The 15,252-nt window shown below is 52.8% G+C and carries 12 protein-coding genes and 2 tRNA genes; 11 read left to right on the forward strand and 3 right to left on the reverse strand.

Translation table 11 applies throughout. The features are described 5' to 3' along the window. Positions 1–106: 106 nt before the first annotated feature. The 7 genes from rlmE to GRPL_RS18425 all read left to right on the forward strand — a co-directional run bounded on the left by rlmE (position 107) and on the right by GRPL_RS18425 (position 6,333). Positions 107–736 (forward strand): 23S rRNA (uridine(2552)-2'-O)-methyltransferase RlmE, encoded by a 630-nt coding sequence (gene rlmE / locus GRPL_RS18455; protein WP_004106110.1) that lies wholly within the window; start codon positions 107–109, stop codon positions 734–736. A 99-nt stretch (positions 737–835) separates the two neighbouring features. Then, positions 836–2,770: an ATP-dependent zinc metalloprotease FtsH gene (gene ftsH / locus GRPL_RS18450; RefSeq protein WP_015585660.1), complete on the forward strand. Its 1,935-nt coding sequence runs from the start codon at positions 836–838 to the stop codon at positions 2,768–2,770. Positions 2,771–2,870: 100 nt separating this feature from the next. Next, on the forward strand, positions 2,871–3,719 hold the full coding sequence (folP, locus tag GRPL_RS18445; RefSeq protein WP_032690578.1) for a dihydropteroate synthase: 849 nt from the start codon (positions 2,871–2,873) through the stop codon (positions 3,717–3,719). Beyond that, positions 3,712–5,049 (forward strand): phosphoglucosamine mutase, encoded by a 1,338-nt coding sequence (gene glmM, locus GRPL_RS18440; protein ID WP_032698731.1) that lies wholly within the window; start codon positions 3,712–3,714, stop codon positions 5,047–5,049. The genes folP and glmM overlap by 8 nt, the downstream gene beginning before the upstream one ends. A gap of 305 nt (positions 5,050–5,354) precedes the next feature. Further along, positions 5,355–5,684 (forward strand): preprotein translocase subunit SecG, encoded by a 330-nt coding sequence (secG, locus tag GRPL_RS18435; RefSeq protein WP_004868090.1) that lies wholly within the window; start codon positions 5,355–5,357, stop codon positions 5,682–5,684. 13 nt (positions 5,685–5,697) lie between these two features. Then, positions 5,698–5,784 (forward strand) — tRNA-Leu (locus GRPL_RS18430). 147 nt (positions 5,785–5,931) lie between these two features. Beyond that, positions 5,932–6,333 carry a hypothetical protein gene (locus GRPL_RS18425; RefSeq protein WP_032698732.1) on the forward strand — a complete coding sequence of 134 codons (402 nt, stop codon included), beginning with the start codon at positions 5,932–5,934 and terminating at the stop codon, positions 6,331–6,333. A gap of 37 nt (positions 6,334–6,370) precedes the next feature. Here the strand turns inward: GRPL_RS18425 and GRPL_RS18420 are convergent, their stop codons facing one another. The 3 genes from GRPL_RS18420 to argG form a co-directional block, all read right to left on the reverse strand. After that, on the reverse strand, positions 6,371–6,922 hold the full coding sequence (locus tag GRPL_RS18420; protein WP_004868084.1) for a YfaZ family outer membrane protein: 552 nt from the start codon (positions 6,920–6,922) through the stop codon (positions 6,371–6,373). 689 nt (positions 6,923–7,611) lie between these two features. After that, positions 7,612–8,241 (reverse strand): winged helix-turn-helix transcriptional regulator, encoded by a 630-nt coding sequence (locus tag GRPL_RS18415; protein ID WP_032690581.1) that lies wholly within the window; start codon positions 8,239–8,241, stop codon positions 7,612–7,614. Positions 8,242–8,409: 168 nt separating this feature from the next. Continuing rightward, on the reverse strand, positions 8,410–9,753 hold the full coding sequence (gene argG / locus GRPL_RS18410; protein WP_032697437.1) for an argininosuccinate synthase: 1,344 nt from the start codon (positions 9,751–9,753) through the stop codon (positions 8,410–8,412). Between the two features lie 454 nt (positions 9,754–10,207). Between argG and GRPL_RS18405 the strand changes: the two genes are divergently transcribed. From GRPL_RS18405 to infB, 4 genes are all read left to right on the forward strand, one after another. Beyond that, positions 10,208–10,284 (forward strand) — tRNA-Met (locus GRPL_RS18405). Between the two features lie 206 nt (positions 10,285–10,490). Further along, positions 10,491–10,943 carry a ribosome maturation factor RimP gene (gene rimP / locus GRPL_RS18400; RefSeq protein ID WP_004868075.1) on the forward strand — a complete coding sequence of 151 codons (453 nt, stop codon included), beginning with the start codon at positions 10,491–10,493 and terminating at the stop codon, positions 10,941–10,943. A 27-nt stretch (positions 10,944–10,970) separates the two neighbouring features. Next, positions 10,971–12,458 (forward strand): transcription termination factor NusA, encoded by a 1,488-nt coding sequence (gene nusA, locus GRPL_RS18395; protein ID WP_032690584.1) that lies wholly within the window; start codon positions 10,971–10,973, stop codon positions 12,456–12,458. 24 nt (positions 12,459–12,482) lie between these two features. Next, entirely contained in the window at positions 12,483–15,167 is a 2,685-nt protein-coding gene (gene infB, locus GRPL_RS18390) for a translation initiation factor IF-2 (protein WP_004868071.1), read from the forward strand. Positions 15,168–15,252: the final 85 nt, after the last annotated feature.

Below are 15,252 nucleotides of genomic sequence, written 5' to 3' on the forward strand. Positions count from 1 at the left end.
TTGGGATTGAAAACGGTTCATTCTACCGCCATCTCCCATATATCGCCAAACTACCGTGTCGATTTTTACGTCGCAAAGTATGATGAACCCGAAACGGGAATGTTAAATGACAGGTAAAAAGCGTTCTGCCAGCTCAAGCCGCTGGCTTCAGGAACACTTTAGCGATAAATATGTTCAACAGGCACAGAAAAAGGGGTTACGTTCCCGTGCCTGGTTTAAACTTGATGAAATACAGCAAAGTGACAAGATTTTTAAACCGGGGATGACCATTGTTGACCTCGGCGCTGCACCCGGTGGCTGGTCGCAATATGCGGTTACGCAGATCGGAAACAGCGGCCGCATCATCGCTTGCGATCTTTTACCTATGGATCCAATCGTTGGTGTGGACTTCCTTCAGGGCGACTTTCGTGATGAATTAGTTCTGAAAGCGTTACTTGAACGCGTAGGTGACAGTAAAGTGCAGGTTGTCATGTCCGATATGGCACCAAACATGTGTGGAACACCGGCGGTGGATATTCCCCGGGCCATGTATTTGGTGGAGCTGGCGCTTGGAATGGCTCGTGATGTATTAGCGCCGGGTGGTAGTTTTGTAGTGAAGGTGTTCCAGGGCGAAGGCTTCGATGAGTATCTAAGAGAAATTCGCTCCCTGTTTACGAAGGTCAAAGTTCGTAAGCCGGACTCTTCTCGCGCACGTTCGCGTGAAGTGTACATTGTAGCGACCGGGCGTAAACCATAACCGGTAGATTTCAAACGAAAGTTTGAAAGACGCTGGATATAGAGTATCCTGACGCTGTTTTTAACACAGTTGTAATAAGAGGTTAATCCCTTGAGTGACATGGCGAAAAACCTAATACTCTGGCTGGTCATTGCCGTTGTGCTGATGTCAGTATTCCAGAGCTTTGGGCCCAGCGAGTCTAATGGCCGTAAGGTGGATTATTCAACCTTCCTGCAAGAGGTCAACCAGGACCAGGTTCGCGAAGCGCGTATCAACGGACGTGAGATCAACGTTACCAAGAAAGATAGTAACCGTTACACGACTTACATTCCGGTCAACGATCCGAAGCTGCTCGATAACCTGTTGACGAAAAACGTCAAAGTGGTTGGCGAACCGCCGGAAGAACCTAGCCTGCTGGCTTCCATCTTTATTTCCTGGTTCCCGATGCTCTTGCTGATCGGTGTCTGGATCTTCTTCATGCGTCAAATGCAGGGCGGCGGCGGAAAGGGCGCGATGTCCTTCGGCAAAAGCAAAGCCCGTATGCTGACGGAAGACCAGATCAAAACCACTTTTGCTGATGTTGCCGGTTGCGACGAGGCGAAAGAGGAAGTGGGTGAACTGGTTGAATACCTGCGTGAACCGAGCCGCTTCCAGAAGCTGGGCGGTAAAATCCCGAAAGGCGTCCTGATGGTCGGCCCTCCGGGTACCGGTAAAACGCTGCTGGCAAAAGCTATCGCCGGCGAAGCGAAAGTACCGTTCTTCACCATTTCCGGTTCTGACTTCGTAGAAATGTTCGTTGGCGTGGGCGCATCTCGCGTGCGTGACATGTTCGAACAGGCCAAGAAAGCGGCACCGTGCATTATCTTCATCGATGAAATCGACGCCGTCGGTCGCCAGCGTGGCGCTGGTCTGGGCGGTGGTCACGATGAACGTGAACAGACGCTTAACCAGATGTTGGTTGAGATGGATGGCTTCGAAGGTAACGAAGGCATTATCGTTATCGCGGCGACCAACCGTCCGGACGTACTTGACCCGGCGCTGCTGCGTCCAGGCCGTTTCGACCGTCAGGTTGTCGTGGGGCTGCCGGATGTCCGCGGTCGTGAACAGATTCTGAAAGTTCACATGCGTCGCGTACCGCTGTCGCCGGATATCGACGCGGCAATCATTGCGCGCGGTACCCCGGGCTTCTCGGGTGCTGACCTGGCGAACCTGGTCAACGAAGCCGCTCTGTTTGCTGCCCGTGGCAACAAACGCGTGGTATCGATGGTCGAGTTCGAAAAAGCGAAAGACAAAATCATGATGGGTGCGGAACGTCGCTCCATGGTGATGACCGAAGCGCAGAAAGAATCCACCGCTTACCACGAAGCGGGCCATGCGATTATCGGCCGCCTGGTACCGGAACACGATCCGGTGCATAAAGTGACGATTATTCCGCGCGGTCGTGCGTTAGGTGTGACCTTCTTCCTGCCGGAAGGCGATGCTATCAGCGCCAGCCGTCAGAAGCTGGAAAGTCAGATTTCGACCCTGTACGGCGGTCGTCTGGCGGAAGAGATTATCTACGGCGTAGAACATGTTTCTACCGGGGCGTCGAACGACATTAAAGTCGCGACCAACCTGGCGCGTAACATGGTGACGCAGTGGGGCTTCTCTGACAAACTCGGTCCGCTGCTGTATGCAGAGGAAGAGGGCGAAGTGTTCCTCGGTCGTAGCGTCGCGAAAGCGAAACATATGTCCGATGAGACAGCACGTATCATCGACCAGGAAGTGAAATCGCTGGTTGAACGCAACTACAACCGTGCTCGTCAGATTCTGAATGACAACATGGACATCCTGCATTCGATGAAAGATGCGCTCATGAAATATGAGACCATCGACGCACCGCAGATTGATGACCTGATGGCTCGTCGCGAAGTTCGCCCACCTGCGGGATGGGAAGATCCGAACGGCACCAATAATTCTGGCAACAATGGCACCCCGAGTGCGCCGCGTCCGGTCGATGAACCGCGTACGCCGAACCCGGGTAACACCATGTCAGAGCAACTGGGCGACAAATAAGTTAGCCGCTATTGATGTTGTTATGTCTATTGAAACCCCGGGGCGCCAGCCGCTCCGGGGTTTTTCTTTTTATTAACCTTCCGGATTCATGGATTTCGCGATGAAACTCGTAGCCCAGGGCTCAACCCTCGACCTCTCCCATCCTCACGTAATGGGTATCCTTAACGTGACGCCAGATTCATTCTCCGATGGCGGCACACATAACTCGCTCGTGGAGGCGGTTAAGCATGCCAATCTGATGATAAACGCGGGAGCGACTATCATCGATATCGGCGGCGAATCGACCCGTCCGGGAGCGTTGGATGTGAGCGTCGAGGAAGAGCTGGCGCGCGTGATTCCGGTTGTGGAGGCGGTTGCCCAGCGTTTTGAAGTCTGGATTTCGGTAGACACGTCGAAGCCAGAAGTGATCCGTGAGTCCGCACGGGCAGGCGCACATATTATTAACGATATCCGTTCGCTGACCGAGCCTGGGGCGCTGGAAGCCGCGGCGCAAACCGGGCTACCGGTGTGTCTGATGCATATGCAGGGACAGCCAAAAACGATGCAGGAAGCGCCGAAGTACGATGATGTTTTTGCCGACGTCGCGCGCTTTTTCACCGAGCATATCGTGCGCTGTGAGCAGGCCGGTATCGCAAAAGAGAAATTGTTGCTCGACCCGGGATTCGGTTTCGGTAAAAATCTTGCCCATAATTATGAGCTACTTGCCCGACTCGGCGAGTTCCACCAGTTCGGTCTCCCGCTGCTGGTCGGCATGTCGCGTAAGTCGATGGTTGGCCAACTGCTTAACGTCGGGCCGGCGGAACGCCTCAGCGGTAGCCTGGCGTGTGCAGTGATTGCAGCGATGCAGGGCGCGCAGATTATTCGCGTCCATGACGTCAAAGAAACGGTAGAAGCGCTACGCGTGGTGGAAGCCACCCTGAGCACAAAGGAAAATAAACGTTATGAGTAACCGCAAATATTTTGGCACCGATGGTATCCGTGGCCGCGTAGGCGATGCGCCCATCACCCCGGAATTCGTGCTCAAACTGGGCTGGGCCGCGGGCAAGGTGCTGGCGCGTCACGGTTCACGCAAAATCATTATTGGTAAAGATACCCGTATCTCTGGCTATATGCTGGAATCGGCGCTGGAGGCAGGACTGGCTGCGGCGGGGCTTTCCGCTTCTTTTACCGGCCCGATGCCCACTCCGGCGGTGGCTTACCTGACGCGAGCCTTCCGTGCTGAAGCCGGGATTGTCATTTCAGCTTCGCATAACCCGTTTTATGACAACGGGATCAAATTCTTCTCTATTGAAGGCACCAAGCTGCCGGATAACGTAGAAGAGGCGATTGAAGCGGAAATGGAAAAAGAGCTCACCTGCGTTGATTCTGCTGAGCTGGGGAAAGCCAGCCGCATCGTGGATGCCGCGGGGCGTTATATTGAATTCTGCAAAGGCACCTTCCCGAACGAACTGAGCCTGAATACGCTCAAAGTGGTTGTCGACTGCGCCCATGGCGCGACCTATCACATCGCCCCGAATGTGTTCCGCGAGTTGGGTGCTCAGGTGATCGCGATGGGTTGTGAGCCGAACGGGCTCAACATCAACGAAGAGGTCGGGGCAACCGACGTACGCGCCCTGCAGGCGCGCGTGCTGGCCGAAAAAGCCGATCTGGGTATCGCCTATGATGGCGATGGCGACCGCGTCATTATGGTCGACCATGAAGGTAATAAGGTCGATGGCGATCAGATTCTGTATATCATCGCCCGGGAAGGTCTGCGGCAGGGCCAGCTGCGCGGCGGCGCGGTGGGAACGTTAATGAGTAACATGGGGCTGGAGCTTGCGCTCAAGCAGCTGGGCATTCCGTTTGCCCGGGCTAAAGTGGGTGACCGCTATGTCCTCGAGAAGCTACAGGAGAAAGGCTGGCGTATCGGGGCGGAAAATTCCGGCCACGTTATCCTGCTGGATAAAACCACCACCGGTGACGGTATCGTCGCCAGCCTGCAGGTTGTGGCAGCGATGGTGCGTAACCACATGAGTCTGCATGACCTGTGTAGCGGCATGAAAATGTTCCCACAAATTCTGGTCAACGTCCGTTTCACTGAAGGCAGTGGTAACCCGCTGGAACATGAAAACGTGAAAGCGGTGATGGCTGAAGTGGAAGCGGCATTGGGCAATCGTGGTCGTGTGCTGCTGCGCAAATCGGGTACTGAGCCACTTATTCGCGTCATGGTCGAAGGCGAGCATGAAGAGCAGGTACATGAGTTCGCGCATCGTATCGCCGATGCGGTGAAAAACGCCTGATTAAGCCGGTTATTTATTTTCTCGTCTGCGCAGTGCTGCCGTCAGCGCCAGGCAATGTGAAATAATCATGCGGGCTGACAGGGTGCTAAGTGTTTAAAAAGGCGGCGCTTGCCGCCTTTTTCTTCGCCAAAAAATAGTTTTTTGCTGTTTTTTTCCGCAGTTGATACAATGCACCGAAATTGCCCTTGCGAAGGTCATTCGCTTTGGTTAGTATTCACACCCGCTTCAGTGGGAAACATTAAAACCTCCCGCTTTATTGGTTGAAGCAATTGGTATGCGGCGAATCCGCAAGGAACAGGTTGATTATGCAAGAAGCTCTTTTAGTTGTTTTCCTTATTGTAGCGATTGGCCTCGTTGGTCTGATCATGCTGCAGCAAGGTAAAGGCGCTGATATGGGAGCCTCCTTCGGAGCAGGCGCTTCCGGCACGTTGTTTGGATCCAGCGGTTCTGGTAACTTCATGACCCGCATGACTGGTATTCTGGCAGCGTTGTTCTTCATCATCAGTCTGGTGCTGGGCAATATCAACAGCAACAAGACCAATAAAGGAAGTGAGTGGGATAATCTGAGCGCGCCGAAAACCGAGCAGACTCAGCCAACAGCACCGGCACAGCCGAGCAGCGATATCCCGCACTAATAGTTATATCCGTGCCGAGGTGGTGGAATTGGTAGACACGCTACCTTGAGGTGGTAGTGCCCGATTGGGCTTACGGGTTCAAGTCCCGTCCTCGGTACCAATATTCCGAAAAAAAGACGCTGAAAAGCGTCTTTTTTTTTTGCCTTCGACAGGCGCTTATTTATTTATAAATAACTCTTCACTGGTCTTGAACCCACCGCAATCGCTAAAGTCGCGCTCATCTATTCAGAAGAGGTGAAGTGACGCCATGAAAAAAATCAGGTCGTTTATCATTGCCGGCGCCCTGTGTTTGTCCGGATGCAGTGCTACGCCGTCGGGGGATACCGTGGACACCATTAATACCTTAACGGTGCCGGTATTGCAGAGTGGCGCGCAGCCTTCAGGGCAGAGTGCTCAGGCGGTGGTCAGTTGTTTCCAGGATAATAGCGCGATTATCGGCAACCTGAGCCAGTCGTTAAAAGACAACTACCTGCAGGATGTCTCTAAAAAAGACATATTTGATAAAGACAGCGAGGCGTTCCACGTCTACAGCGCTCTGACCAAACTGGAACAGATGTCAGCGATGAATGAGGTTTATCGTAAAGAGAACAACATTGCAGGACTACAGGTGATCAACCGCTTGCTGAAAGGCGTTCCTGTGGCGGCATAAATGAATGAGGGATTGCCGGCGGCAATCCCCTTTTGCATCAGAAACGGAAGTTGAAACCTGCATAAGCGCCATCAGCCAACGTGTTGTCATGATGGGCGTCTTTCCCCGCCATATCAATATAGCGATATCCGGCTTCAATATTCAGCGATTTAATCACGTTAATCCGCACGCCGGCGTTAGCTTCCACGTAGTCATCGACGCCGCTGGACATGGAGTCCGGAGAATAATAGGTTTCACCGAAAAGCGTAAAGTATTGGCCCAGTGGGAGCTGTGCACCGCCGCCCAGTGCGACGGCGTAACCCTCATCGCTATCTTGCGGATTCAGATAGAGCGCTTTGCCTCCCAGCGTCAGGAGAAACGGACCGAGGTTAAAGTTATAGCCCATGCCTAACCCGGCGACGTCGCCGTCATTATCGCTGTGTGCCCAGTTGCCGTTAAAGGTCATACCCGGTTCTTCTGCACCGAAGCTGGCGGAAAGGTTAGTGAACTCTTCCCCCGCCTCTCCGTGTAAGTTTACCGATGCGCAGGCGGCGCTGCTGGCACCGAGAGCGGCAACTAACAGAACTGATTTCGGAGTGATCATGCTCATTGTTGAATTCCTTCAGGTAAAAAAATGCCCGATACGGGCGTTCGGGCAAAAATTTAACGGGTTTTTGGGTTTAATCGTTATTTACTGAAGCGCGAAACCATTGCCACGATTGCGGTAGAGGTATCGACACTTACGCTTTGCTGATTATTGCCAGCGTTGCTGGCGTGCTAAAACATCGCACGACCAGCCCAGTCTGGTGTGACATACGGATAGCGCCCCCTCTGCTGACGGACGGCCCATCCATCAGGCGTTTCAGGGACAGCTGAAACACCTGATTGCTCCCCATCCTCGTGCCTGAAGGGGCATAAACGCCTGCAGCAGCCAGATGAGGGTTAATCCTCACATCAGACATCTTTTCCCAACGCATCGGCCACCAGGCTGATTAATTGCGGTCAAAGAAGAGAGTCATAGTGCCAGCTGCAGAAACAGGTATTGTCGTACCGTGCACCGGGACACAAGGAGACCAACCTGCGCACGAAGCAGGCATTGACGGTGAACGGCATAAGGAGAACCATCTTCATTCCTGAGCTTGTTGTTCAGTTTTCAACACACAATCAGTGTGATAAATACAGGAGCCCAGAATAAAATTATTTATCGCTTGTCGTTATCATTTGTTTGTTTAAATTTAAATTCTTCAGTCGACCCGGCGCCGACAACAATAGATAAGCGATAAATAGTACGATGGATGATTAGAATTTTTCAGGAAGTGAGCTTACGCTTTGTAAATAACCACCGCGGGCGAACTCAATATATCCCCCTTTTTTTAACGCCGACAGCACATTGAGAATACTGCTGCGTGAAAGATGGGTGCGGTCCTGAATATATTCGAGGATGGAGACCCGCAGGCGCGTCTCTTGCGGCAACAGCAGCATCTCCAGCAGATGATTGCGAATCACCGAGTAGGTACGTTGCTGCAACACCAGATCGTCCCGGTACACCAGATAGGAAGTATGGTATGCCAGCAGGCGGGTCACCTCTTCCCACAGGTTATGCTCGCGGAACAGTTTGATGGCATGCTCGCTGTCGATACGCAGAACCTCGGAGGCGACCTCAGCACGCAGAGCGTGGCTATGGCTTGGCTGAAGTATCTCGGCGACGCCAAACAGATGAGGTTCATAGACGGTAACGATCAATAATTTATCAGATGAACGAATGATGGACAGCTCACCTTTTTTTAAAAGATAGAGCTGCGCTTTACCTTTATAGTTCGGCGTCAGCCTTTTTCTGGCAACGACATTCATTGGTGTAGCATACGGTTCGAGCGTTTCCAGAAGGCGGTTGATCGCCTGGTTTGGCCTGACCGGGGGATTAATATTCATCGCGATCCTCACGGGGTCAAGGATAAATGTATTCGGGTGATTATAGACAGTAATTATAAGAAATTGCGACAGGTAAAAATTAACAGGCTAAGATTTTTCTGGCGTTGAGTGTTGACCAAAAAAAAAGCCGACGGATTAACGTCGGCTGAAAGCGTAGTTGAAAACAGATTATTTTTCTCTGTTTTCCAGGTTTTCTACCTGCGGCAGGCCGGTAGCCGAAGAGGCGCTCAGCAGGCCCGATTGCGCGTAACCAAACAGCTTGTCACGGGTATCGGTAATATCCAGATTACGCATGGTCAGTTGACCAATACGGTCCTCCGCCGAGAACATGGAGTCGCCTTTTTCCATCGTCAGACGTTCGGCTTTGTAGGTCAGATTATCGGAGACGGTGTTCAGGATGGAGTAGTCGTTGCCGCGACGGAGCTCCAGCGTCACCTCGCCGGTAATGGCGCTGGCCACCCAACGCTGCAGCGCATCGCGCAGCATCAGAGCCTGGGAATCAAACCAACGGCCCTGATACAGCAGGCGGCCCAGCTGGCGACCATGGGCATGGTACTGCTCGATGGTATCTTCGTTGTGAATACCGGTCAGCAGACGCTCATAAGCAATATGCAGCAGCGCCATCCCCGGGGCTTCATAAATACCGCGGCTCTTCGCTTCGATGATACGGTTCTCGATCTGATCGCTCATGCCCAGACCATGACGGCCGCCGATGCGGTTCGCTTCCAGCATCAGCTCGACGTCATCGCTGAAGGTTTTACCGTTCAACGCCACCGGATGACCCTGCTCAAAACGGATAGTCACTTCCTCGGCCGGGATTTTGACGCTTTCGTCCCAGAACTTGACGCCCATGATCGGGTTAACGATTTTCATGCTGGAGTTGAGGAATTCCAGATCTTTCGCTTCGTGCGTTGCGCCCAGCATATTGGAGTCGGTGGAGTAGGCTTTTTCAACGGACATTTTGTAGTCAAAGCCGCAGGAAATCATGAATTCGGACATTTCCTGACGGCCGCCCAGCTCATCGATAAAGTCGCTATCCAGCCACGGTTTGTAAATTTTCAGCTCGGCATTGGTCAGCAGACCATAGCGGTAGAAACGCTCGATATCGTTGCCTTTGTAAGTGCTGCCGTCGCCCCAGATGTTTACGCCATCTTCTTTCATCGCTGCAACCAGCATGGTGCCGGTCACCGCGCGGCCCAGCGGGGTGGTGTTAAAGTAGGTCAGACCGCCAGTAGTATTGTGGAAAGCACCGCACTGAATCGCGGCGATACCTTCTGCGACCAGCTGTTTACGGCAGTCGATCAGACGAGCGCCTTCTGCACCGTACTCTTTGGCGCGACGAGGGATTGCATCGTAATCTTCTTCGTCAGGCTGGCCCAGGTTTGCAGTATAGGCATAAGGAACTGCGCCTTTTTTGCGCATCCACAGCAGTGCGGCGCTGGTATCCAGACCACCAGAGAAAGCGATACCAATACGTTGACCAACCGGGAGATGCTTAAGAATCGTCGTCATAAAATAAAACCCTGCTAGATAGACTGTTGTGAGTTCGGTTTATCAAGTCGTAGAACCTGTCCCATTTGACTATTCTGCCTGCCGTTTTTTCTGCGGACAAAGTGCATAATCTTCACGAGCTTTGACGCTGCTCTGGCGACTGCGCGCTTTCCGTACCCAAATATACGGTAGCAATGGCGTCAAATGGAACAAGTTCTTATTGCATGTTTATGCATTAATTGTGAGTTTTCATTTAATCATCTTTTGCGGATGACAGGAAGTGCTTCATTGCTTTTTTGCTAAAAAATAGCGAGATGGCAGCACAAACGAGAACAGGGAGAGACGAAATACAGGTTGACAAAATATAGAGTTTATCAATAAACTTTACCACGATTTTATGTCCCGTCCTCGGTACCAAATCCCAGCAGTATTTGCGTCTTTTGCTCAATAAGAGTAAAATATGCCACGTTTCAGGCGCGGGGTGGAGCAGCCTGGTAGCTCGTCGGGCTCATAACCCGAAGGTCGTCGGTTCAAATCCGGCCCCCGCAACCACTTTCCCATTGAGTACTTTTTCAAATATACTGTGAGGACCTGGTCCTTCGTATCCGAATTTGAAAGAATTCTCCTGGAAGGTGTTCCAGATCGCAGTTGCGATCGCAGGGTTCAGTTATCTAAAACCCCGATTTATCGGGGTTTTTTGTTATCTGACTTCAGAATAACTGGGCTATACGCCCTTTTTTTATGTCTTGGGGGTGGGTTTGTCCACATTAGAGCAAAAATTAACAGAGATGCTCACGGCGCCGGTTGAAGCGCTTGGCTTTGAGCTGGTCGGCATCGAATTCATTCGCGGTCGCACATCCACACTGCGCATCTATATTGATAGTGATGATGGCATCAATGTTGATGATTGTGCTGATGTGAGCCACCAGGTCAGCGCTGTCATGGATGTCGAAGATCCAATCACCGTAGCTTACAACCTGGAAGTATCTTCACCTGGTCTCGATCGCCCGATGTTTACCGCCGAACACTATGAGCGTTTTTCCGGTGAGGAAGTCGCGCTGGTATTGCGTATGGCGGTACAGAACCGTCGCAAATGGCAGGGCATTATCAAAGCGGTAGACGGTGAAATGATCACGGTAACCGTCGAAGGCAAAGATGAAGTGTTCGCGCTGAGTAACATCCAGAAGGCGAACCTGGTTCCCCACTTTTAACAGTCTGGATTGAGGTGAAAGGCCCCGATGAACAAAGAAATTTTGGCTGTTGTTGAAGCCGTTTCCAACGAAAAGGCGCTGCCGCGCGAAAAGATTTTCGAAGCGCTGGAAAGTGCTCTGGCAACGGCAACCAAGAAAAAATATGAACAAGAGATCGACGTTCGCGTAGAAATCGACCGTAAAAGCGGTGATTTCGACACCTTCCGTCGTTGGCTGGTCGTTGAAGAAGTGACCCAGCCGACGCGCGAAATTACGCTGGAAGCGGCGCGCTACGAAGACGAAAGCATGAATCCTGGTGACTACGTTGAGGACCAGATTGAATCCGTCACCTTCGACCGTATCACTACGCAGACCGCGAAACAGGTTATCGTACAGAAAGTGCGTGAAGCTGAACGCGCTATGGTTGTCGATCAGTTCCGCGAGCACGAAGGTGAAATCATCACCGGCGTGGTGAAGAAAGTAAACCGCGACAACATCACTCTGGATCTGGGCAGCAATGCTGAAGCCGTGATCCTGCGTGAAGATATGTTGCCGCGTGAGAACTTCCGTCCGGGTGACCGTATCCGCGGTGTCCTGTATGCGGTTCGTCCGGAAGCGCGCGGCGCTCAGCTGTTCGTGACCCGTTCTAAGCCGGAAATGCTGGTTGAATTGTTCCGTATTGAAGTACCGGAAATCGGCGAAGAAGTTCTCGAAATCAAAGCCGCCGCTCGCGATCCGGGCTCTCGTGCCAAGATTGCGGTGAAAACCAACGATAAGCGTATCGACCCGGTTGGCGCTTGCGTAGGTATGCGTGGCGCACGCGTTCAGGCGGTTTCAACCGAGCTGGGCGGCGAGCGTATCGATATCGTCCTGTGGGATGATAACCCGGCGCAATTCGTGATTAACGCGATGGCACCGGCTGACGTCGCCTCTATCGTGGTGGATGAAGATAAGCACACCATGGATATCGCGGTTGAAGCGGGCAATCTGGCGCAGGCGATTGGCCGTAACGGTCAAAACGTCCGTCTGGCCTCACAGCTGAGCGGCTGGGAACTCAACGTGATGACCGTTGACGACCTGCAGGCGAAGCATCAGGCTGAAGCCCACGCGGCTATCGATACCTTCACGAAATATCTTGATATTGATGAAGATTTCGCCACGCTGCTGGTTGAAGAAGGTTTCGCGACGTTGGAAGAACTGGCCTATGTGCCGGTGAAAGAACTGCTGGAAATCGACGGTCTGGATGAAGCCACCGTTGAAGCACTTCGTGAGCGTGCGAAAAATGCGCTGACCACGTTGGCGCTGGCTCAGGAAGAAAGCCTGGGAGATACTAAACCTGCCGATGATTTGTTAAATCTGGAAGGTTTAGAACGTTTGATGGCTTTCAAACTGGCTGCCCGTGGTGTTTGTACGCTGGAAGATCTCGCCGAGCAGGGCATTGATGATCTGGCTGATATCGAAGGGTTGACCGACGAAAAAGCCGGAGAGCTCATCATGGCCGCCCGTAATATTTGTTGGTTCGGCGACGAAGCGTAATAAACTGTAGCAGGAAGGAACAGCATGACAGATGTGACCATTAAAGCGCTGGCCTCAGAGATTCAGACCTCTGTGGATCGCCTGATACAGCAATTTGCTGATGCAGGGATTCGCAAATCGGCTGATGATTCTGTGACGGCGCAAGAGAAGCAGACCTTGTTGACGCACCTGAACCGTGAACACGGTTCGGCGCCCGACAAGCTGACGCTGCAGCGCAAAACGCGCAGCACGTTAAATATTCCAGGTACCGGTGGTAAAAGTAAATCGGTACAAATCGAAGTCCGCAAGAAGCGCACCTTTGTGAAACGCGATCCGCAAGAGGCAGAACGCCTTGCCGCGGAAGAGCAGGCGCAGCGTGAAGCGGAAGAGCAAGCCCATCGCGAGGCAGAAGAAGCTGCCAAGCGAGAGGCGCAATTAAAAGCTGAACGTGAGGCCGCAGAACAAGCTAAACGTGAAGTCGCTGAGAAAGCGAAACGTGAAGCTGCGGAAAAAGACAAAGTGAGCAATCAACAAACCGACGACATGACAAAAAGCGCCCAGGCTGAAAAGATCCGCCGTGAAAACGAAGCAGCAGAGCTGAAACGTAAAGCGGAAGAAGAAGCACGTCGCAAGCTTGAAGAAGAAGCGCGCCGCGTAGCGGACGAAGCACGCCGTATGGCTGCAGAAAACGAAAAGAACTGGACCGAAACACCAGAAGCTCCAGAAGAAACCAGCGATTATCACGTGACGACGTCTCAGCACGCCCGTCAGGCTGAAGATGATAACGATCGCGAAGTTGAAGGCGGTCGTGGCCGCGGTCGCAACAGCAAAGCTGCGCGTCCGAAGAAAGGCAACAAACACGCCGAATCCAAAGCCGATCGTGAAGAAGCCCGTGCAGCCGTTCGTGGCGGCAAAGGCGGCAAGCGTAAAGGTTCTTCTCTGCAACAGGGCTTCCAGAAGCCTGCGCAGGCTGTAAACCGTGACGTTATCATCGGTGAAACCATCACCGTTGGCGAGCTGGCTAACAAGATGGCGGTCAAAGGCTCTCAGGTCATCAAAGCGATGATGAAGCTGGGCGCGATGGCGACCATCAACCAGGTCATCGACCAGGAAACCGCACAGCTGGTTGCCGAAGAGATGGGCCACAAAGTTATCCTGCGTCGTGAGAACGAACTGGAAGAAGCGGTAATGAGCGACCGTGATACCGGCGCGGCGGCAGAAGCCCGTGCACCGGTTGTGACCATCATGGGTCACGTTGACCACGGTAAAACCTCTCTGCTGGACTATATTCGTTCAACCAAAGTGGCATCCGGCGAAGCGGGTGGTATTACCCAGCACATCGGTGCATACCACGTTGAAACTGAAAACGGGATGATCACCTTCCTGGATACCCCAGGCCACGCCGCGTTTACCTCAATGCGTGCTCGTGGTGCGCAGGCAACGGATATCGTTGTTCTGGTTGTCGCTGCCGACGATGGCGTGATGCCACAGACTATCGAAGCTATCCAGCACGCAAAAGCGGCTCAGGTGCCGGTAGTGGTTGCGGTCAACAAGATCGACAAACCTGAAGCGGATATGGATCGCGTTAAAAACGAACTGTCTCAGTACGGCGTTATGCCGGAAGAGTGGGGCGGCGAATCTCAGTTCATCCCTGTTTCTGCGAAAGCGGGTACCGGTATTGATGACCTGTTGAATGCTATCCTGCTGCAGGCTGAAGTTCTGGAGCTGAAAGCGGTACGTAACGGTATGGCCAGCGGTGCGGTTATCGAATCCTTCCTGGATAAAGGTCGTGGTCCGGTGGCAACCGTTCTGGTTCGCGAAGGTACTCTGCACAAGGGCGACATCGTTCTGTGCGGCTTCGAATACGGTCGCGTTCGTGCGATGCGTAACGAACTGGGTCAGGAAGTTCTGGAAGCGGGTCCGTCCATTCCGGTGGAAATCCTCGGTCTGTCCGGTGTTCCGGCTGCGGGTGATGAAGTGACCGTGGTTCGTGACGAGAAGAAAGCGCGTGAAGTTGCGTTGTATCGTCAGGGCAAATTCCGTGAAGTCAAACTGGCGCGTCAGCAGAAATCTAAACTTGAGAACATGTTCGCTAACATGACTGAAGGCGAAGTTCACGAAGTGAACGTCGTACTGAAAGCGGACGTTCAGGGTTCCGTGGAAGCGATCTCCGACTCTTTACTGAAACTGTCTACCGACGAAGTCAAAGTGAAGATCATCGGCTCTGGCGTAGGTGGTATCACCGAAACCGACGCGACCCTGGCTGCGGCATCCAACGCTATCCTGGTAGGCTTCAACGTACGTGCCGATGCATCAGCGCGTAAAGTTATCGAAGCGGAAAGCCTGGATCTGCGCTACTACTCCGTCATCTATAACCTGATCGACGAAGTGAAAGCGGCGATGAGCGGTATGCTCTCTCCGGAACTGAAACAGCAGATCATCGGTCTGGCTGAAGTGCGCGATGTCTTTAAATCGCCGAAATTCGGCGCTATCGCGGGCTGTATGGTTACCGAAGGGACGATTAAACGTCATAACCCAATCCGCGTACTGCGCGACAACGTGGTTATCTATGAAGGCGAGCTGGAATCCCTGCGCCGCTTCAAAGATGACGTTAACGAAGTCCGTAACGGCATGGAATGTGGTATCGGCGTGAAGAACTACAACGACGTTCGCGTTGGCGATATGATCGAAGTGTTCGAGATCATCGAGATTCAGCGTACCATCGCGTAATCTTCGTCGACTTTTGGGCCGCCACTGCGTTGGCTGCGCTCGTTCACCCCGGTCGCATCGTTATCTATGCTCCCGGGGATTGATG

Source organism: Klebsiella planticola ATCC 33531 (genome assembly GCF_000735435.1).
GTDB lineage: Bacteria > Pseudomonadota > Gammaproteobacteria > Enterobacterales > Enterobacteriaceae > Klebsiella > Klebsiella planticola.

Coding starts and splice junctions, on each gene's coding strand:
- rlmE (WP_004106110.1), top strand. CDS start 107: ATGACAGGTAAAAAGCGTTCTGCCAGCTCAAGCCGCTGGCTTCAGGAA.
- GRPL_RS18415 (WP_032690581.1), bottom strand. CDS start 8,241: ATGAATATTAATCCCCCGGTCAGGCCAAACCAGGCGATCAACCGCCTT.
- infB (WP_004868071.1), top strand. CDS start 12,483: ATGACAGATGTGACCATTAAAGCGCTGGCCTCAGAGATTCAGACCTCT.
- glmM (WP_032698731.1), top strand. CDS start 3,712: ATGAGTAACCGCAAATATTTTGGCACCGATGGTATCCGTGGCCGCGTA.
- secG (WP_004868090.1), top strand. CDS start 5,355: ATGCAAGAAGCTCTTTTAGTTGTTTTCCTTATTGTAGCGATTGGCCTC.
- GRPL_RS18420 (WP_004868084.1), bottom strand. CDS start 6,922: ATGAGCATGATCACTCCGAAATCAGTTCTGTTAGTTGCCGCTCTCGGT.
- argG (WP_032697437.1), bottom strand. CDS start 9,753: ATGACGACGATTCTTAAGCATCTCCCGGTTGGTCAACGTATTGGTATC.
- GRPL_RS18425 (WP_032698732.1), top strand. CDS start 5,932: ATGAAAAAAATCAGGTCGTTTATCATTGCCGGCGCCCTGTGTTTGTCC.
- nusA (WP_032690584.1), top strand. CDS start 10,971: ATGAACAAAGAAATTTTGGCTGTTGTTGAAGCCGTTTCCAACGAAAAG.
- folP (WP_032690578.1), top strand. CDS start 2,871: ATGAAACTCGTAGCCCAGGGCTCAACCCTCGACCTCTCCCATCCTCAC.
- ftsH (WP_015585660.1), top strand. CDS start 836: ATGGCGAAAAACCTAATACTCTGGCTGGTCATTGCCGTTGTGCTGATG.